At 73.9% G+C, this 21000-nt stretch carries 15 protein-coding genes; 6 read left to right on the top strand and 9 right to left on the bottom strand.

Going from position 1 to position 21000, the window contains the following annotated elements; all coding sequences use genetic code 11:
- Nucleotides 1–4 precede the first annotated feature (4 nt).
- From alaS to DQ237_RS16495, 4 genes are read right to left on the bottom strand one after another with little or no spacing between them, the layout of a single operon-like run.
- Complete coding sequence (alaS, locus tag DQ237_RS16510) at nucleotides 5–2680, bottom strand: alanine--tRNA ligase (protein WP_113801232.1); 2676 nt, start codon at nucleotides 2678–2680, stop codon at nucleotides 5–7.
- Nucleotides 2681–2737: 57 nt separating this feature from the next.
- Nucleotides 2738–3019: a hypothetical protein gene (locus DQ237_RS16505; RefSeq protein WP_113801231.1), complete on the bottom strand. Its 282-nt coding sequence runs from the start codon at nucleotides 3017–3019 to the stop codon at nucleotides 2738–2740.
- Nucleotides 3019–3444, bottom strand: coding sequence for a DUF948 domain-containing protein (locus DQ237_RS16500; protein WP_113801230.1), 426 nt, complete (start codon nucleotides 3442–3444; stop codon nucleotides 3019–3021). The genes DQ237_RS16505 and DQ237_RS16500 overlap by 1 nt, the downstream gene beginning before the upstream one ends.
- A gap of 57 nt (nucleotides 3445–3501) precedes the next feature.
- Nucleotides 3502–4845, bottom strand: a complete 1344-nt coding sequence (locus tag DQ237_RS16495; RefSeq protein WP_113801229.1) for a replication-associated recombination protein A — start codon at nucleotides 4843–4845, stop codon at nucleotides 3502–3504.
- 36 nt (nucleotides 4846–4881) lie between these two features.
- On the opposite strand from DQ237_RS16495, the gene DQ237_RS16490 reads away from it, so the two are divergent.
- A complete protein-coding gene (locus tag DQ237_RS16490) occupies nucleotides 4882–5736 on the top strand; it encodes an aldo/keto reductase (RefSeq protein WP_113801270.1) in 855 nt (284 codons plus the stop codon).
- 60 nt (nucleotides 5737–5796) lie between these two features.
- On the opposite strand, the gene DQ237_RS16485 is transcribed toward DQ237_RS16490, so the two are convergent.
- Entirely contained in the window at nucleotides 5797–7326 is a 1530-nt protein-coding gene (locus DQ237_RS16485) for an APC family permease (protein ID WP_113801228.1), read from the bottom strand.
- A 427-nt stretch (nucleotides 7327–7753) separates the two neighbouring features.
- Here DQ237_RS16485 and speB point away from each other — a divergent pair, with 427 nt between their 5' ends.
- From speB to DQ237_RS16470, 3 genes are read left to right on the top strand one after another with little or no spacing between them, the layout of a single operon-like run.
- Entirely contained in the window at nucleotides 7754–8794 is a 1041-nt protein-coding gene (gene speB / locus DQ237_RS16480) for an agmatinase (protein ID WP_113801227.1), read from the top strand.
- Nucleotides 8791–10749 carry a primary-amine oxidase gene (locus tag DQ237_RS16475; RefSeq protein WP_113801226.1) on the top strand — a complete coding sequence of 653 codons (1959 nt, stop codon included), beginning with the start codon at nucleotides 8791–8793 and terminating at the stop codon, nucleotides 10747–10749. Before speB ends, DQ237_RS16475 begins: the two co-directional genes overlap by 4 nt.
- Nucleotides 10749–11132 (top strand): hypothetical protein, encoded by a 384-nt coding sequence (locus DQ237_RS16470; protein ID WP_113801225.1) that lies wholly within the window; start codon nucleotides 10749–10751, stop codon nucleotides 11130–11132. The genes DQ237_RS16475 and DQ237_RS16470 overlap by 1 nt, the downstream gene beginning before the upstream one ends.
- Nucleotides 11133–11135: 3 nt before the next feature.
- Here the strand turns inward: DQ237_RS16470 and DQ237_RS16465 are convergent, their stop codons facing one another.
- From DQ237_RS16465 to gabT, 3 genes are all read right to left on the bottom strand, one after another.
- Nucleotides 11136–11633 carry an Lrp/AsnC family transcriptional regulator gene (locus DQ237_RS16465; protein ID WP_113801224.1) on the bottom strand — a complete coding sequence of 166 codons (498 nt, stop codon included), beginning with the start codon at nucleotides 11631–11633 and terminating at the stop codon, nucleotides 11136–11138.
- Nucleotides 11634–11740: 107 nt separating this feature from the next.
- Complete coding sequence (locus DQ237_RS16460) at nucleotides 11741–14806, bottom strand: NAD-glutamate dehydrogenase domain-containing protein (RefSeq protein WP_205730255.1); 3066 nt, start codon at nucleotides 14804–14806, stop codon at nucleotides 11741–11743.
- A 77-nt stretch (nucleotides 14807–14883) separates the two neighbouring features.
- Nucleotides 14884–16242, bottom strand: a complete 1359-nt coding sequence (gabT, locus tag DQ237_RS16455) for a 4-aminobutyrate--2-oxoglutarate transaminase (RefSeq protein ID WP_113801222.1) — start codon at nucleotides 16240–16242, stop codon at nucleotides 14884–14886.
- A 138-nt stretch (nucleotides 16243–16380) separates the two neighbouring features.
- Here gabT and DQ237_RS16450 point away from each other — a divergent pair, with 138 nt between their 5' ends.
- On the top strand, nucleotides 16381–17889 hold the full coding sequence (locus tag DQ237_RS16450) for a PucR family transcriptional regulator (RefSeq protein WP_205730254.1): 1509 nt from the start codon (nucleotides 16381–16383) through the stop codon (nucleotides 17887–17889).
- 112 nt (nucleotides 17890–18001) lie between these two features.
- Nucleotides 18002–19447, top strand: coding sequence for a gamma-aminobutyraldehyde dehydrogenase (locus DQ237_RS16445; RefSeq protein ID WP_113801220.1), 1446 nt, complete (start codon nucleotides 18002–18004; stop codon nucleotides 19445–19447).
- A gap of 89 nt (nucleotides 19448–19536) precedes the next feature.
- Here the strand turns inward: DQ237_RS16445 and DQ237_RS16440 are convergent, their stop codons facing one another.
- The gene (locus tag DQ237_RS16440; RefSeq protein WP_113801219.1) at nucleotides 19537–20973 is read right to left on the bottom strand and encodes an aldehyde dehydrogenase family protein; all 1437 of its coding nucleotides are present in this window, start codon (nucleotides 20971–20973) and stop codon (nucleotides 19537–19539) included.
- Nucleotides 20974–21000 lie beyond the last annotated feature (27 nt).

Raw genomic sequence — 21000 nt, 5'->3', positions numbered from 1 at the left:
GGGCTCACCTCCCTGTGGCGGCCGCAACCGCCTGCTCGCCGGCCTGCAGTGCTGCGGGGATACCCGCGGGATCGGTGCCGCCCCCCTGGGCGACGTCGGACTTGCCGCCACCGCGGCCACCGACGGGGGCCGAGGCCGCCTTGAGGACGTCGTTGGCCGACAGCCCCTGGGCGACCGCGGCCGGGTTGAGCGCCGCCACCAGTGCCACCTTGCCACCGGACTCCGACGCCAGCAGCACGACCGACGGACGGTCGGCGGCCAGCCGGCCGCGGACGTCGAGAGCCAGCGTGCGCAGGTCACCACCACCCAGACCCGCCGGGGACCCGGTGACGACGGCGACGCCGCCGACGTCCTTGGCCGCGCCGGCCAGCTGACCGGCCGCCGCCAGCGTCTGCTGCCCGCGCAGCTCGGCGACCTCGCGGTCGAGGTCGCGCATCCGGGCGACCATGCCGCTGACCCGCTCGACCAGACCGTCCTGCGGTGCCTTGAGGAGATCGGACAGCTGACGCACCAGGTCGCGCTCGCGGGCCAGGTAGCGGAAGCCCTCCAGGCCCACGACCGCCTCGACGCGCCGGGCACCGGAGCCGACCGAGGACTCGCCGGTCAGCGCCAGGGTGCCGATCTGCGCGCTGCCGCGCACGTGCGTGCCACCGCAGAGCTCCCGCGACCAGGGACCGCCGATCTCCACGACGCGGACCTGCTCGCCGTAGGTCTCCCCGAACAGGGCGATCGCCCCGAAGGCCTGGGCCTCGGGCAGCGTCATCCACGACGCGGTGACCTTGTGGTCGGCGCGGACCGCGGCGTTGGCGACGTCCTCGATGTCGGTGCGCTGCTGCTGGGTGAGGGCGCCCTGCCAGGCGAAGTCCAGCCGCAGGTACCCGGGCCGGTTGTAGGACCCGGACTGCAGGGCCTGCGGGCCGAGCACCTCGCGCAGCGCGGCGTGCACCACGTGCGTGCCCGAGTGCGCCTGGCACGCCGACAGCCGCCACTCGCGGTCCACCTCGGCGGTCAGCTCCGCACCCGAGCGGAGCTCGCCCTCCAGCACCCGCACCTGGTGGGCGACCAGGCCCTTGACCGGGCGCTGCACGTCGACGACCTCCGCGCGGCCGCCGTCCCAGGTGAGGACGCCGGCGTCGGCGATCTGGCCACCGGACTCCGCGTAGAACGGCGTCCGGTCCAGCACGACCCGCACGATCTCGCCGGGCGCGGCCACCTCCGGCCCCTCCTCCTCGCCGACGACCGCCAGCACGCGGGAGTCGGTGCGCAGCGTCTCGTAGGCCCGCCAGTCGGTGGGGCCGTGCTCGGCGAGCAGCCGGCGGTAGGCCAGGACGTCGACGGAGCCGGTGCGCTTGGCTCGGGCGTCGGCCCGCGCGCGGTCCCGCTGCTCCTTCATGAGGGCGCGGAAGCCCTCCTCGTCGACGGTCACCCCCTGCTCGGCGGCCATCTCGAGGGTGACGTCGATCGGGAAGCCGTAGGTGTCGTGCAGGGAGAACGCCTGCTCGCCCGAGAGCTTCGGCGCACCGGCCCTCTTGGCCTGCGTCACCGCCGTGTCGAACAGCGCCGTGCCGGAGGTGAGGGTGCGCCGGAAGGCCTCCTCCTCGGCGTACGCGACGCTCGAGATCCGGGCGAAGTCGGTCTCCAGCTCGGGGTAGCTGGCGCTCATCGCGTCCTTGGAGACCGGCAGCAGCTCCGGCAGGGTGGCCTCGTCGACGCCGAGCAGCTTCATCGAGCGCACGGCGCGGCGCAGCAGCCGGCGCAGGATGTACCCGCGGCCCTCGTTGCCGGGGGTGACGCCGTCGCCGATGAGCATGAGACCGCTGCGCACGTGGTCGGCCACCACGCGCAGCCGGACGTCCGCCTCGTGGTCCTTGCCGTAGGACACACCGGCGAGGTCCGCCGCGCGGCGCAGGACGGGCGCCACCTCGTCGATCTCGTACATGTTGTCGACGCCCTGCAGCAGGTAGGCGACCCGCTCCAGGCCCATGCCGGTGTCGATGTTCTTCTTCGGCAGCTCGCCGAGGATCGGGAAGTCCTTGCCCTCCCCGGCCCCGCGCTCGTACTGCATGAAGACGAGGTTCCAGATCTCCAGGTACCGGTCGCCGGCGCGGTCGACCGCCGGACCGCCGTCGGGTCCGTACTGCGAGCCACGGTCGATGTAGATCTCCGAGCAGGGACCGGCCGGGCCCGGGGCACCGGTGGACCAGTAGTTGTCCTCCATGCCGAGTCGCTGGATCCGGTCCTTCGGCAGCCCGGCGATCCGGTGCCAGGCGTCGGCGCCCTCGTCGTCGTCCAGGTAGACGGTCGCCCAGATCTTCTCCGGGTCGAAGCCCAGCCCACCCTGCTCCACCGGGTTGGTGATGAGCTCCCAGGCGTACCGGATCGCGCCTTCCTTGAAGTAGTCGCCGAAGGAGAAGTTGCCGTTCATCTGGAAGAACGTGCCGTGGCGGGTGGTCTTGCCGACCTCCTCGATGTCGAGGGTGCGCACGCACTTCTGCACGCTGGTGGCCCGCGGGAACGGCGCGGGCTCCCGGCCGGTCAGGTACGGGATGAACGGCACCATCCCGGCCACGGTGAACAGCAGCGACGGGTCCGGGGAGACCAGGGACGCGCTGGGGACGACGGTGTGGCCGCGCTGCTCGAAGTGCTGCAGGAAGCGGCGGCGGATCTCGGCGGTCTGCATCAGCGATCTACTCGGTTCGACAGGAGCGGGGGCGGCGGACCGCCCCCGCCAGGGGGATCAGGAGTCGGCGGAGTGCGCGCCGCGGCGCAGCGAGGCCTCGCCGACGGCGGGCAGCGGTGCGTCCAGGCCGGTGCCGGCGCGCAGCTCCTGCTCGCGCTCGGCCATGGCGTCGCGGACGTCGGCGCCGAAGTCACCGATCGCGTCGGCGACGTCGCGCAGGCCGGCGGCGATCGAGGCACCGATGCCGGCCGGCGTCATCTTCTCGGCCGCGGCCGAGAGCTTGCGGACCACGAGGGCGCCGATGGTGATGCCCATCGCCAACCAGAACAGCCGGCGCATCAGGCGGACCGCCGGGCGGCGCGGCGCGCACGGCGCTCGGCCTTCTCGCGCGCGGCGGCGTCGGCGATCGCCTGCCCCTCGCGCTTCTTCTTCGCCGCGCTGCGCACGCCGTAGCTGAACGCGGCGACCTTGATCAGCGGGCTGCCCAGGGTGGCGGCGGCCACGCTGGTGAGAGCGGCGACGTTGCTGGAGACGTTAGCGGCGTTGCCGGTGATGTCGTCGACCCGCTCGAGGTTCGAGTTGACGTGCGCGACCGTCGTGCCCGCCTGGGCCAGGATCGGCGCGCTCTGCTCCCGGACCTGGCGGATGGTCAGCGTGGTCTCGTCGAGCGTGCGACCGAGCTTGAGCAGCACGACCGCGGCCACCACCACCAGCAGCACCAGGGCGCCGGCTGCGACCAACCCGGCGATCTCTCCTACGGACACGCGTGCTCCTGTTCTCGGGGGATTCGGCGCCGGGAGCGACAGTCCGGCCTCGTCACACTAGTCGCGGGCGCGGGTGCGCCGGATGATCGCCCGCAGCTTGGCCAGCCGCTCCCCCAGCCGCGCCTCGACGCCGCGGTTGGTCGGCCGGTAGTAGTCCTTGCCGACGAGCGCGTCCGGGGGGTACTGCTGCGGCACCACGCCGTCGGGATGGGCGTGCGGGTAGACGTAGGTCCTGCCGTGGCCGAGCTTCTTCGCCCCGGCGTAGTGCGCGTCGCGCAGCCCCGGCGGGACGGGGCCGGCCAGCCCCGCCCGGACGTCGGCCACCGACTCGCTCATCGCCAGCGTGACCGCGTTGGACTTCGGAGCCGTGGCCAGGTGGACGACGGCCTGGGCCAGCGGGAAGTGCCCCTCGGGCATGCCGATGAACTGCACCGCCTGCATCGCGGCCACCGCCACCTGCAGCGAGGTCGGGTCGGCCATCCCGATGTCCTCGCTGGCGGAGATGACCAGCCGGCGGGCGATGAACCTCGGGTCCTCCCCCGCCTCCACCATGCGGGCCAGGTAGTGCATCGCGGCGTCGACGTCGCTACCCCTGATCGACTTGATCAGCGCACTGGCGACGTCGTAGTGCATGTCGCCCTGGCGGTCGTACCGCACCGCGGCCTGGGCGACGGCGGTCTCCAGGGTGGCCAGGTCGATCTCGGTCGCGCCCACCGCCTTCGCCGCCCCCGCGCCGGATTCCAGGGCGGTCAGCGACTTGCGCCCGTCGCCGCCCGCGATGCGCACCAGGTGCTCCTCGGCCTCCGCGGTCAGCGTGAACCCGCCGTCCAGACCGCGCTCGCTGGCCAGCGCGCGGCGCAGCAGGGTGCGGACGTCGTCGTCGGTGAGCGGCTGGAGGGCGAGCACGAGGCTGCGGGAGAGCAGCGGGCTGACCACCGAGAAGAAGGGGTTCTCGGTGGTGGCGGCGATCAGGCTGACGATCCGGTCCTCGACCGCGGAGAGCAGGCTGTCCTGCTGGGTCTTGGAGAAGCGGTGGACCTCGTCGATGAAGAGCACCGTGCGGCGGCCGGCGTAGGTCAGCTCCCGCTTGGCGCTGGAGATGACCGCCCGCACCTCCTTGACGCCGGAGTCCAGCGCGGAGAGCTGCACGAACTGCCGCTTGGTCGCCAGCGAGATGACGTGCGCCAGCGTGGTCTTCCCCGTTCCCGGCGGGCCGTAGAGCACCAGGGACATGGGCTCGTCGGACTCGACCAGCCGGCGCAGCGGGGCGCGGTCCCCGAGCAGGTGCTGCTGGCCGACGACCTCCTCCAGCGAGCGCGGCCGCATCCGCACCGCCAGCGGCGCCCCCGGGTCGACCGCGGCAGGGCCGTCGTCCTCGGGAGCGTCGAACAGCGAAGTCACGGGTCGGAACGCTACCCGCGGGGCACGACCTCCTTCATGGAGCAGCGACGCATCGGGAACGCATCGGTCAGCGCGGTCGGGCTGGGGGCGATGCCCCTGTCCACCAAGGACCCCCGCCCGTCCGAGGACGAGGCCGTGGGCGTGGTGCACGCGGCCCTGGACGCCGGGGTCACGCTGATCGACACCGCCGACGCCTACGCCCGCGACGAGGCCGAGTTCGGGCACAACGAGTCGCTGGTGGCGCGGGCGCTCTCCTCCTACGGGCAGGCCGACGTGCTGGTGGCGACGAAGGGCGGGCACACCCGCCGCGGCACCGACTGGGAGCTGGACGGGTCCCCGGCCTACCTGCGCCGGGCCTGCGAGGCGTCGCTGCGCCGGCTCGGGGTGGACGCGATCGGGCTGTACCAGTTCCACCGGCCGGACCCGGCGACCCCGTGGGAGGACTCCATGGGCGCCCTGCGGCAGCTGGCCGACGACGGGCTGGTGCGCATGGTCGGCATCTCGAACGCCGACATCGCGCAGATCGACGCCGCGCGCGCGATCATCGGCGACTCGCTGGTCAGCGTGCAGAACCAGTTCTCGCCGGGCTGGCGCTCCTCGGCCGACGAGCTCGCCCACTGCGCCGCGCACGGGCTCGCCTTCCTGCCGTGGAGCCCCTTCGGCGGGGTCGGCGCGGCCGGGTCGCTCGGCGCGACCGCACCCGCGTTCGCGGAGGTCGCCGACGAGATCGGGGTCTCGGTGTTCCAGGTCGCGCTGGCGTGGCACCTGGCGCAGAGCGACGTCGTCGTGCCGATCCCCGGCGCCTCCCGGGCCGCCTCGATCCTCGACTCGGCCGCCGCCGCGGACCTCACCCTCTCCCCCGGCCAGCTGGCCCGGCTGGGCGCTGCCTGAGCTGACGGCCGGGTGGAGCGGCCGCCGGCAGGTGGGGACCCACACCTGCCGGCGACCGGCTCACTCGTCGAAGACCAGCGCCGGAGTGTCCTGCCGGAGCGTCTCGCCCCGGAAGAACGCCGGGTGCCTGGCCCGCCAGACGAGCATGAAGATGGCACCGGCGACCAGCAGGCCGATGCCGATGACGAACACGCTGCCGATGCCGAACACCGAGGAACCGCTCCCGTAGGCCGGGTCCAGGGTGTCGATCGCCGTCTGCACGAACACGGCCGCGAGCATCAGCCCGCCCAGCAGCGGGAACAGACCCTTGAAGACCAGGTCCCGGGCGCTGCGCCGCAGCTCGTGGCGGAAGTACCACACGCAGGCGAACGCGGTGAGCCCGTAGTAGAAGCAGATCATCAGCCCGAGCGCGTAGATCGTGTCGATCAGGACGTTCTCGCTGATCAGCGTCATCCCGACGTAGAACACCGCGGTGGCGGCGCCGGCGACCAGGGTGGCCGTCGAGGGCGCCAGGAAGCGCGGGTGCACGTCGGCCAGCCGCTTGGGCAGGGCGCCGTAGACGGCCATCGCCAGCATCGTCCGGGTGGTCGGCAGGAACGTCGTCTGCAGCGAGGACGCGGAGCTGGCCACGACGGCGAGGAACAACAGGAAGGCCAGACCCGGGCCGAGCACCGGCCCGGCCAGCGCGGCGAAGACGTTGTCACCGGTGTCGGGGTTGCCGAGCCCTGTGCCCTCGGTGCCGATGCCTGCGTACATCTGCACGGCGATCGCCACGCCGACGTAGGTGACGATGATGACCAGCATGGTGACCAGGGCGGCACGGCCCGGTGTGCGGTCGCTGCCCGCGGTCTCCTCGTTCACGGTCAGGCAGGTGTCCCAGCCCCAGTAGATGAACAGGGACAGCGACAGGCCGGCGGTGAAGGCGCTGAACGAGGTGATGGCGGTCGGGTCCAGCCAGGAGAGCTCGAAGGGGATGCCACCGGGCGCCGAACCGGCCTTGGTGAGCGCGAGCACGGCGAACACGGCCAGCACCAGCATCTGGAAGCCGACCAGCACGTACTGGACCCGCTTGGTCGCCTCGACCCCGCGGTAGGTGACCCACGTGGCCAGGGCGATGAAGGCGACGCAGGTGAGGACGTGCACCAGGGTGTTGTCGCCCAGTGCGCCCACGGTCTCCGAGCCGGTGATCTCACCGAGCAGCAGGTAGAAGAACTCGACGGCGATGCCGGCCAGGTTGGACAGCACGATCACGGTCGCCAGCAGCGCGCCCCAGCCGGCCAGCCAGCCGATGTAGGGGTTGAACGCCTTGGTCGTCCAGGTGAACGAGGTCCCGCAGTCGGGCGCGACCTTGTTGAGCTCCCGGTAGGCGTAGGCCACCAGCAGCATCGGGAGGAAACCGGCCAGGAAGACCGCCGGCATCTGCAGCCCGACCTCGGTCACCGTCGGGCCGAGCGTCGCGGTGAGCGCGTACACGGGCGCGATGCTGGAGACGCCGAGGACGACGCTGGCGAGCAGCCCTACGGAATTCGTGGACAGGCCCTTGGCCCGCAGGTCGGTGCTCCCCGCGGGAGCACCCTGGTCCAGGGTCATGCGGTCCTCCTCGCCGCGCCGCGCCGGCGCGCATCGATGCCGGGCTGTGTCCCGGGTCACGTGAAGCCAGCCAGTCAGCCCTCGACGGGGGAAGACTCCGTCCCGTACACCGACCGTCGACGGCATCGACAGTCCGGCACGGTTGGCGTGGCGGATACCGACGCGCCGAGGATGTACGACAACTGTTTCGGTCGCGTGTCCCCGCACGACATCGCCCTGCGGTGGACACGGCCGGATGCGTCGCCCGACCGGCGTCCCCCTACCGCTGTCGGGGAACCGGCGCGGCGGGAAGTGTCATCGGACGCTTGCTGGCCGACGGATACGTCATCTAGATTGCGGCTCCGCGACGGATTCCGTCGTCGGCGGCCATGTGAGCGTGGGCCGGACAGCACGAGACCGTGACCGAACGACCGATCGGACGCCGACGATGACGCGCTACGGCTCCCAGTACGGGCCCGACATCACCTACCTGGGGATCGACCGCTGCGACCTGGACGACCCGGCCACCTTCGCCGACGCCGACGTCGTCGTGCTGGGTGCTCCGTTCGACGGTGGCACCTCGCACCGGCCAGGCACACGTTTCGGCCCACAGGCGATCCGCATGACCGACTACCTGGCCCATGACGGCTCCCGGCCCAGCCTGGCGCTGCGCACCGACGGCCTGCGCGACCTGCGCGTCGTCGACGCCGGCGATGTCGAGATGTACTCCGGCGACATCGAGACCGCCCTTCCGGCGCTCGAGGCGGCGGTCGAGACCGTCACCCGCGCCGGGGCCATCCCGGTGGTTCTCGGCGGCGATCACTCCATCGCCTTCGCCGACGCCAAGGGCGTGGCCAACGCCCTCGGGCACGGCCGGGTGTCGATGATCCACTTCGACGCCCACGCCGACACCGGCGACATCGAGTTCGGCTCCCTGTGGGGCCACGGTCAGCCGATGCGCCGGCTCATCGAGTCCGGAGCCCTGCGCGGCGACCGCTTCCTCCAGATCGGGCTCCGCGGCTACTGGCCGCCGCCGGAGACGCTGGACTGGATGGCCGAGCAGCGGATGCGCTCCTACGAGATGACCGAGATCGTCCACCGCGGGCTGGACGAGTGCCTGACCGAGGCGTTCGGCATCGCGACCGACGAGTGCGAGGGCGTCTTCCTGTCCGTGGACATCGACGTCTGCGATCCCGGGCACGCGCCGGGCACCGGCACACCCGAGCCGGGCGGGCTCACCGCCCGGCAGCTGCTCGACTCGGTGCGCCGCATCTGCCTGGAGCTGCCGGTGGTCGGCGTCGACGTCGTCGAGGTCAGCCCGCCCTACGACCACGCCGACATCACCGCGGCCCTGGCCAACCGGGTCGTCCTGGAGGCGCTGTCGGCGATCGCCCGCCGCCGTCGCGACGCCCGGGACGGCACCCGCTGGGACCCGTCCCTCCCCCTGCTCGCGAACCGCCCCGACCCCACCCCGGAGAACCCCTCATGACCGATCCCGCGCCCTCGTGCCACAGCTCCGTCGGCTCCGCCGGCACGTCCGCGCCCCCCGGCACCCCGCACCCGCTGGATCCGCTCTCGGCCGAGGAGTTCCGCGCCGCGGCGTCCATCCTGCGGCGCGACCGCGGGGTGGACGAGCGCTGGCGCTTCGCCGCCATCGAGCTGCGCGAGCCGGCCAAGGACGTCGTCCGCGGGTTCCGTCCGGGCGACCCCATCCGCCGCGAGGCCCGGGTGACGGCGTGGAGCCGCGACGAGGGCATCCCCTACAAGGCGGTCGTCTCGCTCCCCGACGGCCAGGACGCGGAGGGAGGGGTCGTCTCCTGGGAGGCGGTGCCGGGCCAGCAGGCCAACATGACCGTCGACGAGTGGCACGAGGCGCACGAGGCGCTCATCCGGCACCCCGACGTCGTCGCCGCGCTGGCGAAGCGCGGCATCACCGACCTCGACCTCGTGCTGATCGACACCTGGGCCTACGGCCACTCGCTGATCCCGCAGGGTTTCCAGGACCGCCGGGTCGGCTGGACCGACGTGTGGCGCCGCGCGGCGCCGGACGCCAACCCCTACGCCAACCCGGTGATGGGCCTGCACTTCGTCGTCGACCTCAACAGCATGGAGCTGCTCCAGATCGAGGACACCGCGCCGCCGGCGGAGGCGCCGGTGATGGGCGAGTACGTGCCGTCGCTGGTGCCGGGGCTGCAGCAGCGCACCGACGTCAAGGCGCTGGAGATCATGCAGCCGGAGGGCGTCTCCTTCGCCCTCGACGGCCACGAGCTGCGCTGGCAGAAGTGGACGATGCGGCTGGGCTTCAACTACCGCGAGGGCCTGGTCATCCACCGGCTGGAGTACGACGGACGGCCGGTCGCCCACCGCATGTCGTTCGCCGAGATGGTCGTGCCCTACCGCGACCCGAGCCCCGACCACCACCGGCGCACCGCCTTCGACGCCGGCGAGTGGGGTCTGGGCTTCATGACGACGTCGCTCAAGCTCGGTTGCGACTGCCTGGGCGACATCACCTACGTCGACGCCGTCCTGCACGACACCCGCGGCGAGCCCTACACGATCGAGAACGCCATCTGCCTGCACGAGGAGGACGACGGCGTGCTGTGGAAGCACGTCGACGAGCAGGCCGGGTCGGAGGTGCGCCGATCGCGGCGGATGGTGGTGTCCTTCCACGCCACGGTGGCCAACTACGAGTACCTGACCTACTGGCGCTTCTACCAGGACGGCACCATCCAGTGCGAGGTCCGGGCCACCGGGATCATGGTGACCAGCGCCTTCGAGGGCGAGGCCCCGCCCTACGGCACGGTCGTCGACGAGCGCACCTACGCCCCGATCCACCAGCACTTCATCGTGGCGCGGCTGGACATGGAGGTCGACGGCCCGGAGAACACGGTCGTGGTCACCGAGAGCGAGGCACTGCCGGTCTCGGCGGAGAACCCGCACGGCCTGGCAGTGGTCACCCGCAGCCGGCCGGTGGAGTCGGAGGCCGAAGGGCGGCTGGACGTCGACTTCGCCACCCAGCGCTCCTTCAAGGTGGTCAACCGGACCAAGCCCAACCGGCTGGGCACGGCGCCGGGCTTCAAGCTCTACCCCAGCTCCGCGCTGCCGTCGATGGCCCACCCCGATGCGCCGTTCCGCCAGCGGGCGCAGGTCATCGACCACCCGGTGTGGGTGAGCCGGTTCGACGAGGAGGAGCGCTGGCCCGCGGGCGAGTTCTGCAACCAGAGCCGCCGCGACGAGGGCCTGCCGGAGTGGCAGAAGGCCGACCGGCCGCTGGTCGACACCGACGTCGTCCTCTGGCACGTCTTCGGCATCCACCACGTCCCGCGGCCGGAGGACTGGCCGGTCATGCCCGTGGACGTGGTGTCCTTCGAGCTCAAGCCGGTCGGCTTCTTCGATCGGAACCCCGCGCTCGACGTGCCGCCGGCCCCGGGCCGCTGCCACTGATGGAGCCGCTCGGTCCGGCGGCCGCGCCGCGGTTCCTCGCCCGGACCGCGGCGGGAGCCGCAGCGGGGTGCGCCACCCTGCACGGGCTGCTGCTCGGTGCGGTGCCGGGTCCCGGCACCGCACCGAGGGCCCTGCTGGTCGGGGTCTGCCTGCTGTGCGCGGTACACCTGTTCCGCCGGCCGGGGCGGGCCGCGTGGGCGGCGCACGTCGTGCTGACGACGGCGATGCTCGCCGCACACCCGCCGGAGCTCGCCGGGCACTCCGGGCACGCGGGGACCGGCCTGACCACGTGGGTCGCGCCGGTCGCGGGTGCACTCGCGGCGGCCGGCCTCCTGCTGGCCGCCGTGCGCGGCCTCGGCGGGCTGGCGCTCAAGCGCGGCTGAGCGTCACAGCCCCGCGTCGGCGGGCGCGGGGCGCTGCGGGTCCCGGGTGCCCCAGGCGTAGGTCTGCTTGGCCAGACCCAGGTACAGGTGGGTCTCGGTGGACTCCACCCCGTCGACGGCACGGATGCGCGCGACGACGTCCAGCAGCTGGTCATCGTCCTCGCACACCACCTCCACCAGCAGGTCGACCGACCCGGCGGTGATCACGACGTAGTCGACCTCGCCGAAGTCCGCGATCCGCTCGGCCGCGACCCGCGCGTCGCCGCTGGTCCGCACGCCGACCATCGCCTGCCGGGAGAAGCCGACCTGCAGCGGGTCGGTGACGCCGACGATCTGCATGACGCCGGCGTCGAGCAGGCGCTGCACCCGCTGCCGGACGGCGGCCTCGGACAACCCGACGGCCGCGGCGATCCGGGCGTAGGGACGGCGACCGTCCTCCTGCAACTGCTCGATGATCGCCCGCGAGACGTCGTCGAGCACGAACTGCCGACGGATGGTCACCCGGTTCTCCCGCCTGGGTCGCGTCGACCCGGCGGCTCCGGGCTCCCGCATCGTAACGACCACGTCAGGAGCCCGGCGCCCTCCTTCCGGGGGAGCCGCTCCGCGGCTCAGCCCACGCTCCGCACCAGTCGTCGCAGCTCCGCCGTCACCACGCACGCGCGGCCGAGGACGTCGCCGCGGGCGCCGTCGGCCTGCTCGAGGACGGCGGCGAAGCGACCCAGCGCCTCGGCGTGCCGCTCCGCGAAGGCGGTGGCGTCCCCGTCGGCGTGCCGCAGCAGCGCGGCCACGAGAGCCCAGCGCAGCTGGTCGGTCTCGTCGCGCAGCGCGGCCCGGGCGGCGACGCCCCAGTGCGAGAGGCCGACCTCCTCCGCGGTCCACCCCCGCATCCGCGGCAGGGCCAGCAGCGCCCCGACGGCGGCGTCGGCCGCGACCACCCGGCCGACGGCCACCCCGGTCGCGCGGGCCACGGCCGCCAGGTCGACGACGTCCGCGCGCGGAGCCAGCACGGCGACCCGGGCGGCGAGCCCGGGATCGGCCCCCGCGGCTGACAGCCGGTCCCGGAGCTCGCGGGCGCGGTCGCCCGCGAGCCCGTCGGCGTCCAGCCAGGCCGCCGGGTCCAGCTCCGCGGCGACGGCGGCGAGCTCGGGGGCGATCCCGCTCAGCGCGTCCGGAACCGGGTGCGTGCGCAGCAGCCGGTCGGCCACCCGCTCGGTCGCCGCCTGCAGCTCCGGCAGCGCCAGGCGCTCGACCTCCAGCGGGACCTCGCTCCCCGACAGCCCGCCGACCAGTGCCCACACGGCGTCCAGGTCGAGGACCCGGGTGGCCACGGTGTACGCCCGGGCGGCGACCGCCGTCCCCACGCCGTGCCGCTCCTCCAGCCGGAGCAGGAAGCCCGGCCCTACACGGTTCACCAGGTCGTTGGCCAGCTGCGTCGCGGTGATCTCCCGGGCCAGCGGGTGGGCCGTCACCCGCTCGGGCCAGCGCTCGCGCACCGCCCGCGGGAAGTAGTCGGACAGCACGCCGGCCAGCGAGGGGTCGTCGGGCAGGTCCGAGGCCAGCAGCTCCTCGCGCACCAGGTTCTTGGAGTGCGCCAGGAGCACCGCCGCCTCCGGGCGGGTCAGCCCGGCGCCGGCCTGGCGCAGCCGTTCGACCTCCGCCTCCGACGGCAGCTGCTCCAGGTCGCGGTCCAGGCCGTGGCGCTCGAGGTCGCCGATCAGCTGGGCGTGCCGGTCCAGCAGGAACGGCGCCTGCGCCGCGCAGACCGACAGGGCACGAGCCTGCAGCGCGTTGTCCGCCAGCACCGCGCGGGCCACGTCGTCCTCCACCGCGCGCAGCACCGCGTCGCGCTCGGCCCGCGGTACCCCGGACAGTGCGATCTTGAGGTTCACCTCCCGGTCGGAGGTGTCCACCCCCGCCGAGTTGTCGATGAAGTCGGTGTTCAGGGCGACACCGGCTCGCGCCGCGGCGATCCGGGCGCGCTGGGTCAGGCCCAGGTTGCCGCCCTCGCCGACGACCCGGCAGCGCAGCTCACCGGAGGTGATGCGGACGGCATCGTTGGCCCGGTCGCCCACCTGCGCGTCGGTCTCGTCGGCGGCGCGCACGTAGGTGCCGATCCCGCCGTTCCAGAGCAGGTCCACCGGTGCCCGGAGGACCGCCCTGACCAACTCGGCCGGGGACAGCTCCTCGGCGTCGACGTCGAGGAGCTGCCGCACCTGGGGCGGCAGCGGCACGCTCTTGGCGTCCCGCCGGTGGACGCCCCCGCCCGGGGACAGGGCCGCCCGGTCGTAGTCGTCCCAGGAGGAGCCGGGGAGGGCGGACAACCGCCGGCGCTCGGCCGCCGAGCGCACCGGGTCCGGGTCCGGGTCGAGGAAGACGTGCCGGTGGTCGAAGGCGGCCACCAGCCGCAGCCCCTCCGAGAGGAGCATGCCGTTGCCGAAGACGTCGCCGGACATGTCGCCGATGCCCACGGCCGTGAGCGGCCCGTCCGGGTCGATGCCGAGCTCCCGCAGGTGCCGGCGGACCGAGACCCAGGCCCCGCGCGCGGTGATCCCCATGGCCTTGTGGTCGTAGCCGCTGGACCCACCGGAGGCGAAGGCGTCGCCGAGCCAGAAGCCGCGCCGCTGCGCCACCTCGTTGGCCAGGTCGGAGAAGGTTGCCGTCCCCTTGTCCGCGGCCACCACCAGGTAGGGGTCCGGCCCGTCGTGCACCACGGTGCGTGCCGGATGGACGACGTCCTCCCCCCGGCGGTCGTCGGTCACGTCCAGCAGCGCGCCCACGAAGGCGCGGTAGGCCCCGGAGACCTCCTGCGCGACCGTCGCCCGGTCCAGGCCGCGCAGGTCGCGACGCACCACGAAGGCGCCCTTGGCGCCGGCCGGAACGATCAGCGCGTTCTTCACCTTCTGCGCCTTGACCAGCCCGAGCACCTCGGTGCGGAAGTCCTCCGGCCGCTCGGACCAGCGCAGCCCGCCCCGGGCGACCCGGGCACCGCGCAGGTGCAGTCCCTCCATGTGCGGGGAGCACACGAAGGTCTCGATCTCCGGTCGCGGTGCCGGCAGCAGGTCCAGGCCCGCCGAGGCGATCTTGAGCGCGAGTGCCGGCCGCGGCGTCCCGTCCGGGCCCGTCTGGTACCGGTTGGTGCGCACGACCGCGGCGAGCACGTCCCGCAGACCGCGCAGGATCCGGTCCTGGTCCAGGCTCGTCGTCCGGCCGAGCAACTCGGCGAGGTGCCCTGCCGCCGACGCGGCAGCGGTGGGGTCGGCGGCGTCGGGGTCGTGCCGGGCCGCGAAGTGCGCCAGCAGCGCCCGGGCGAAGTCCGGGGCGGCCAGCACCGTCTCCTCGACGTACCCCCGGGACAGCCCCAACCCCACCTGGGCGAGGTACCGGCAGGCGGCGCGCAGCACGTCGACGTCCTGGACGGCCATCCCCGCGCCGACGGTCAGCCGGGAGAGCCGGTCGATCTCCGTCTCCCCCGCCCACGCGGCGGCCAGCGCCTGCTCCATGCGGGGCAGCGCGGCCTCGGCCACGGCGCCGGACGGCAGGAGCAGGTCCAGGCGGGTGGCCGGCCGGCCGTCGTCCGCGGTGACGGCGACGGCGTCGGCCACCCGGACGCCCAGCCGGTCGAAGACCGGCACCAGGTCCGCGAGCAGCGGCCGGGTGGAGGGCCACGTGACCACCCCGGCCACCCGCCCTTCGCCGACCGGACCGTCCGGGCGGAGCGTCAGCCGGCGAACAGCGTCGGTCGCCGGCGCGCTCACGTCACCGGGACGTGCGCGTCGAAGGCCGCGTCCAGCACGTCGAGCGCCTCGGTGAGCAGGTCCTGGCCGATCACCAGCGGCGGCAGGAACCGCAGCACGTTGCCGAACGTGCCGGCGGTCAGCGTGATGACCCCCTCGGCGTGGCAGGCCCTGGAGACGGCGGCGGTCAGGGCGGCGTCGGGCTCGTCGGTGCCGGGCCGCACCACCTCGACGGCCAGCATGGCGCCGCGGCCACGGATGTCGCCGATGACGCCGGTGCGCTCCTGCAGGGCGCGCAGCCGGGGCAGCATGGTCGCCTCGATCGCGCGGGCGGCCGCGTTCAGGTCCTGCTCCTGCATCACGCGGATGCTGGCCAGTGCGGCGGCACAGGACACCGGGTTGCCGCCGTACGTGCCACCCAGCCCACCGGAGTGCACGGCGTCCATGAGCTCGGCGCGCCCGGTGAGGCCGGCCAGCGGCATTCCAGCGGCGATGCCCTTCGCGGTGGTGATGAGGTCGGGCACGACGCCCTCGTGCTCCGAGGCGAACCACGCACCGGTGCGGCAGAAGCCGGTCTGCACCTCGTCGGCGATGAAGACCGCGCCCGACCGCCGGCACCAGTCGGCCAGGGCCGGCAGGAATCCCGGGGCCGGGACGACGAAGCCGCCCTCGCCCTGGATCGGCTCGATCAGCACCGCGGCGACGTTGTGCGCGCCGATCTGGGTCTCGATGAGCGAGAACGCGCGCGCGGCGGCCTGCTCACCGGTCAGGCCGGGCTGGTCGCGGTACGGGTAGGACATCGGCACCCGGTAGACCTCGCCGGCGAACGGGCCGAAACCGTTCTTGTACGGCATGTTCTTGGCGGTCAGCGCCATCGTGAGGTTGGTGCGGCCGTGGTAGGCGTGGTCGAACACCACGACCGCGGAACGACCGGTGGCCACCCGGGCCACCTTGACGGCGTTCTCCACGGCCTCGGCCCCGGAGTTGAACAGTGCCGAGCGCTTCTCGTGGTCACCCGGGGTGAGCCGGCCCAGCTCCTCGGCGACGGCCACGTAGCCCTCGTACGGCCCGACCATGAAGCAGGTGTGCAGGAAGGAGGCGGCCTGCGCCTGGACGGCGGCGACGACCTCCGGGGCGGCATGACCGACGTTGGTGACGGCGATGCCCGACCCGAGGTCGATGAAGGAGTTGCCGTCGACGTCGACCACCACGCCACCCGCGGCACGCTCCACGTAGACCGGCAGCACGCTGCCCACGGCGCCGGTGACGGCGGCGGCCCGCCGGGAAGCCAGCTCGCGGGACCGGGGCCCGGGCACCTCGGTACGCAGGCGGCGCTCCTGGACGACGGGCTCGGGGCCGGTGAGCAGGTCGGTCATCGCTGTCTCCTCTGGGGCGGCGTCCCCCGACGGGGGAGGTCCTCGCCCGTTCAGGGTCCGGGGAGCACCGGCAGGTCGGTAATGTCCGAAACGGCACGCCGGCTGCACCGGGGTGTCCGATTCGTCGAGAGGATCCCCGTGCCGGTCACCGTCGCGACCCTGCTGGGCACCACCTCGCTGGGACTGGAGCTGCACACCCGTACCGCGCCGGTCGACCGACCGGTCTCCTGGGTGCACGTCAGCGAGCTGGCCGATCCTGCTCCGTTCCTGGAGGGCGGCGAGCTGCTGCTCACCACCGGGCTGGCACTGACGCCCGAGGACACCGCCGCGTACGTCCGTCGCCTGGCCGCAGCCGGCGTCGTGGGGCTGGGGCTGGGCACCGGCCTCAGCCACGCCGAGGTGCCCGCAGCCCTGGTCGCCACGGCCCAGGAGCACGGTCTCGCCGTCCTCGAGGTCCCGCGGCAGACGCCGTTCATCGCCCTGTCCCGCGCCGTCTCCAGCGCACTGGCGGCCGAGGAGTACGCGGCGGTCGCCCGGACCGCGGCCGTGCAGCGCGAGCTGACGCGGGCCGCCGTCGCGCCCGGCTCCTCCAGCGGGGTCGTCGGCCGGCTGGCGCGGCACCTGGACGGGTGGGCGGTCCTGCTCGACGCCTCCGGGACGCCGCTGGAGGCGGCACCCCCGGCGGCCCGGAGCCGCGCCGCCGCCCTCTCCGCCGCGGTCGACCGGCTGCGCACGGCCCGCCCCCCGGCGGGTGCCGCCCTCACCCAGCCCCACGAGACGGTGCTCCTCCAGTCGCTGGGCACCGGCACGCGGGTGCGCGGGTTCCTGGCCGTCGGCCGGCCGGCGCCCTTCGCCCCGGAGGACCGGCACGTGGTCAACGTGGCGGCGCTGCTGCTCACCCTACGGCTGGAGCAGTCGCGCGCGCTGGACAGCGGCACCGCGGCGCTGCGGGCGGCGATCCTCCGCCTGCTGCTCGCCGGCCGGACGGATGAGGCCGCCCCGGTCGTGGCGGCGCTCGGCGAGCGGTTGCCCGACGCCCCGGTGCGGGCACTCGCGGTGCTGGGCAGCCCCGAGCAGCGGGCGGCGGCCGTCGACGTCACCGCCGATGCGGCCGCCGACGTCGGCCAGCCCTGCCTGTCCGCCGAGGACGGCGACGCCCTCGTCGTCCTGGTCCCCGGCGACGGGCCCCTCGCCGACCGCCTCTCCACGCTGCCGAGCCGGGTGCCCGGCGCCGTCGTCGGGAGCGGGCCGCCGGTGCCGTGGGCACGGCTGGCCGACGGTGTCCGCCAGGCCCGCCAGGCGGCCGGGCACGCTCGCGCCGCCGGGCTGGCCGCCACCGACTTCGCCGACCTGGCCGGGCGCGGTCTCGCCGCCCTGCTCGACGCCTCGGCGACCGCCGCGTTCGCCGAGGCGGCACTCGCACCGCTGGCGGCCGCCGACCGGGCCGGCCCCGGTGACCTGGTCGAGTCGCTGCGGGTGTGGCTGGGCGCGCACGGCCAGTGGGAGCCGGCCGCCGCCCGCCTGGGCATCCACCGGCACACGCTGCGCAAGCGGATCCGCCGGGCCGAGGAGCTGCTGGGCCGCGACCTGGACTCCCCCGGCGTCCGTGCCGAGCTGTGGCTGGCACTGCACCCACCGGTTCGCTGAGGATTCCGTCGTCATCGGGGTTGAGGCTGGACATAACGGCGGTCGCCCCTGACCATGACCACTGGATCAGCGGCCCGGGACGTCCGGGGATGCACGACGAGAGGACCAACCGGTGAGCGACGACGCCCAGCTGCGCAACTTCGTGGGCGGTGAGCACGTCGACACCGTCGAGGGCCGCCGGATGGACCTGGTCGACCCGTCCACCGGCGAGGTGTTCGGCTCCGCGCCGGTCTCCGGCGCCGAGGACGTCGACCGCGCCTACCGGGCGGCCGCGAGCGCGTTCGAGACCTGGCGGGACACCACCCCGTCGGAGCGGCAGCAGGCGCTCCTGCGGCTCGCCGACGCGGTCGAGGAGCACGCCGAGGAGCTGGTGGCCCTGGAGAGCCGCAACACCGGCAAGCCGATCGGGCTGACCTCGTCGGAGGAGATCCCGCCGATGGTCGACCAGATCCGGTTCTTCGCCGGAGCGGCCCGCACGTTGGAGGGCAAGGCCGCGGCCGAGTACATGGCCGGGCACACGAGCTGGGTGCGGCGCGAGCCCATCGGCGTCGTCGGGCAGGTGACCCCGTGGAACTACCCGATGATGATGGCGGTCTGGAAGATCGCCCCCGCGCTGGCGGCGGGCAACACCGTCGTCCTCAAGCCGTCGGACACCACCCCGGTGACGACGCTGCGACTGGCGGAGCTGGCCGCCGACATCTTCCCCGCGGGGGTCCTCAACGTCGTCTGCGGCGACCGCGACACCGGTCGGGCGCTCGTGGAGCACCCGACGCCCCAGCTGGTGGCCATCACCGGGTCGGTGCGCGCGGGCATGGAGGTCGCCGGCGCAGCGGCCAAGGACGTCAAGCGCGTGCACCTGGAGCTGGGCGGCAAGGCGCCGGTCGTCGTCTTCGACGACGCCGACGTCGCGGCGGCCGCCGAGGCGATCGCCGTGGCCGGGTACTTCAACGCCGGTCAGGACTGCACGGCCGCCTCACGGGTGCTCGTGGCGCCGGGCATCCACGACGACTTCGTCGCCGCCCTGAGCGAGCAGGCCCGGAACACCGCCACGACCTTCGCCAACGGGGCCGGTGACGAGGACGCCATGGTGCCGCCGGTGAACAACGCCAACCAGTTGGCCCACGTCACCGGCTTCCTCGACCGGGCCCCGTCGCACGCCGAGGTCACCGCCGGCGGTTCCCGCCAGGGCGACCGCGGCTTCTTCGTCGAGCCCACCGTCGTGGCCGGCCTGCGCCAGGACGACGAGATGGTGCAGCGGGAGATCTTCGGCCCGGTCATCACCGTGCAGCGCTTCAGCGACGAGGACGAGGCGGTGCGCTGGGCCAATGGTGTGGACCTGGGGCTGGCGTCCAGCGTGTGGACCCGGGACTTCGGCCGGGCCATGCGGATGAGCAAGCGCCTGGACTTCGGCTGCGTGTGGATCAACACCCACATCCCGCTGGTCGCCGAGATGCCGCACGGCGGCTTCAAGCACTCCGGCTACGGCAAGGACCTCTCCTCCTACGGCCTGGAGGACTACACCCGCATCAAGCACGTCATGGCCAACATCGAGAGCTGACCGCCGACGCGACGAGGCCCCGATCCGATCGGATCGGGGCCTCGCTGCATCCCAGCCGCCCGAGATCGTCAGGTGCGGCCGGGGAGCTCTCAGACGGCGACGCCGGTGAGCACGAGCACGCGCTCCTCGGTCAGGTCCTCCATGGCCGCGTGCACACCCTCCCGGCCGGTACCGGAGTCCTTGACCCCGCCGTAGGGCATCTGGTCGGCGCGGAAGCTCGGCACGTCGCCGATCACCACTCCCCCGACCTCGAGCACCTGGGCGGCACGGAAGGCCAGCTGGAGATCGCTGGTGAACACGCCGGCCTGCAGGCCGAAGCGGCTGGCGTTGACCCGGTCGAACGCCTCGTCGACGGAGTCGACCACGTCCAGGACGACGACGGGACCGAAGACCTCCTCGCAGCTGACCTTCGCGTCGGCCGGCACGCCGGTGAGCACGGTCGGTGCGTAGGACGCGCCGTCCCGGGTGCCCCCCGTGAGGACGGTCGCACCCGCGGCCACCGCCTCCTCCACCCAGCTCTCCACCCGACGGGCAGCCGCCTCGTCGATCAGCGGGCCGACATCGGTGGCGGCGTCGGTCGGGTCCCCGGTGACCAGCTCGCCCACGGCATCGACCACCCGACGGGTCAGCGCCTCGGCCACGTCGCGGTGGGCCAGCACCCGCTGCACCGAGATGCACGACTGGCCGGCCTGGTACATCGCGAAGGTCGCGATCCTGGCGGCCGCCCGGTCCAGGGCCGCCTCGTCCTGGTCCGGGGCGACGACGGCCGCCGCGTTGCCGCCCAGCTCGAGGGTGACGTGCTTGCGCGGCACCGACTCACGGATCGACCAGCCGACCGGCACCGAGCCGGTGAAGGAGACGACCGGCAGCCGCGGGTCGCGGACCAGCTCGGCGGCCACCTCGTTCGGCACGGGCAGCACCGACCAGGCACCGGCCGGGAGCTCGGTCTCGGCCAGGATCTCCCCGAGCAGCAGGGCGCTGAGCGGCGTGGCCGGCGCCGGCTTGAGCACGATCGGGGCGCCGGCCGCGATCGCGGGCGCGACCTTGTGCGCCACCAGGTTGAGCGGGAAGTTGAAGGGGGCGATCCCGAGCACCGGCCCGCGGGGCACACGGCGGACCAGCGCCATGCGGCCGGTCGCGGCGGGATCGGTGTCCAGCCGCTGAAGACTGCCCGACCAGCGGCGCGCCTCCTCCGCTCCCCAGCGGAACGTCGAGACCGCGCGGGCGACCTCGAGCCGGGCCCACTTCAGCGGCTTCCCCGACTCCGCGGTGATCAGCGCGGCGATCTCCTCGCTCCGCTCGGCGAGCCGGCGCGAGACGTGGTCCAGGGCGGCGGCGCGCACGTGCGCGGGGGCGGCGGCGCACGCGGCCCGGGCACCGTCGGCAGCGGCGACCGCGGCCTCGACGTCCTCCGCGGTGGCGTTCGTCGTCCGGCCGGCGAGCGCGCCGTCGAACGGCGAGCGGACCTCCAGCACGTCGGTGCCGGTCGCCGGCCGGCCCGCGATCCAGTACGGGGTGGTGGTCATGCGTCCTCCTCGGGTCCGCTGCGAGAC

The organism is Blastococcus sp. TF02-8, assembly GCF_003319175.1.
Lineage (GTDB): Bacteria > Actinomycetota > Actinomycetes > Mycobacteriales > Geodermatophilaceae > Blastococcus.
Note: the sequence above shows the minus strand (reverse complement) of the source record. Positions and strands in the feature narration are given on the sequence as shown.

Bases quoted from the DNA above. Each gene is read 5' to 3' on its own strand.
- DQ237_RS16490 (WP_113801270.1), top strand. From the start codon at position 4,882: ATGGAGCAGCGACGCATCGGGAACGCATCGGTCAGCGCGGTCGGGCTG.
- DQ237_RS16440 (WP_113801219.1), bottom strand. From the start codon at position 20,973: ATGACCACCACCCCGTACTGGATCGCGGGCCGGCCGGCGACCGGCACC.
- gabT (WP_113801222.1), bottom strand. From the start codon at position 16,242: ATGACCGACCTGCTCACCGGCCCCGAGCCCGTCGTCCAGGAGCGCCGC.
- alaS (WP_113801232.1), bottom strand. From the start codon at position 2,680: ATGCAGACCGCCGAGATCCGCCGCCGCTTCCTGCAGCACTTCGAGCAG.
- DQ237_RS16475 (WP_113801226.1), top strand. From the start codon at position 8,791: ATGACCGATCCCGCGCCCTCGTGCCACAGCTCCGTCGGCTCCGCCGGC.
- DQ237_RS16470 (WP_113801225.1), top strand. From the start codon at position 10,749: ATGGAGCCGCTCGGTCCGGCGGCCGCGCCGCGGTTCCTCGCCCGGACC.
- speB (WP_113801227.1), top strand. From the start codon at position 7,754: ATGACGCGCTACGGCTCCCAGTACGGGCCCGACATCACCTACCTGGGG.
- DQ237_RS16505 (WP_113801231.1), bottom strand. From the start codon at position 3,019: ATGCGCCGGCTGTTCTGGTTGGCGATGGGCATCACCATCGGCGCCCTC.
- DQ237_RS16485 (WP_113801228.1), bottom strand. From the start codon at position 7,326: ATGACCCTGGACCAGGGTGCTCCCGCGGGGAGCACCGACCTGCGGGCC.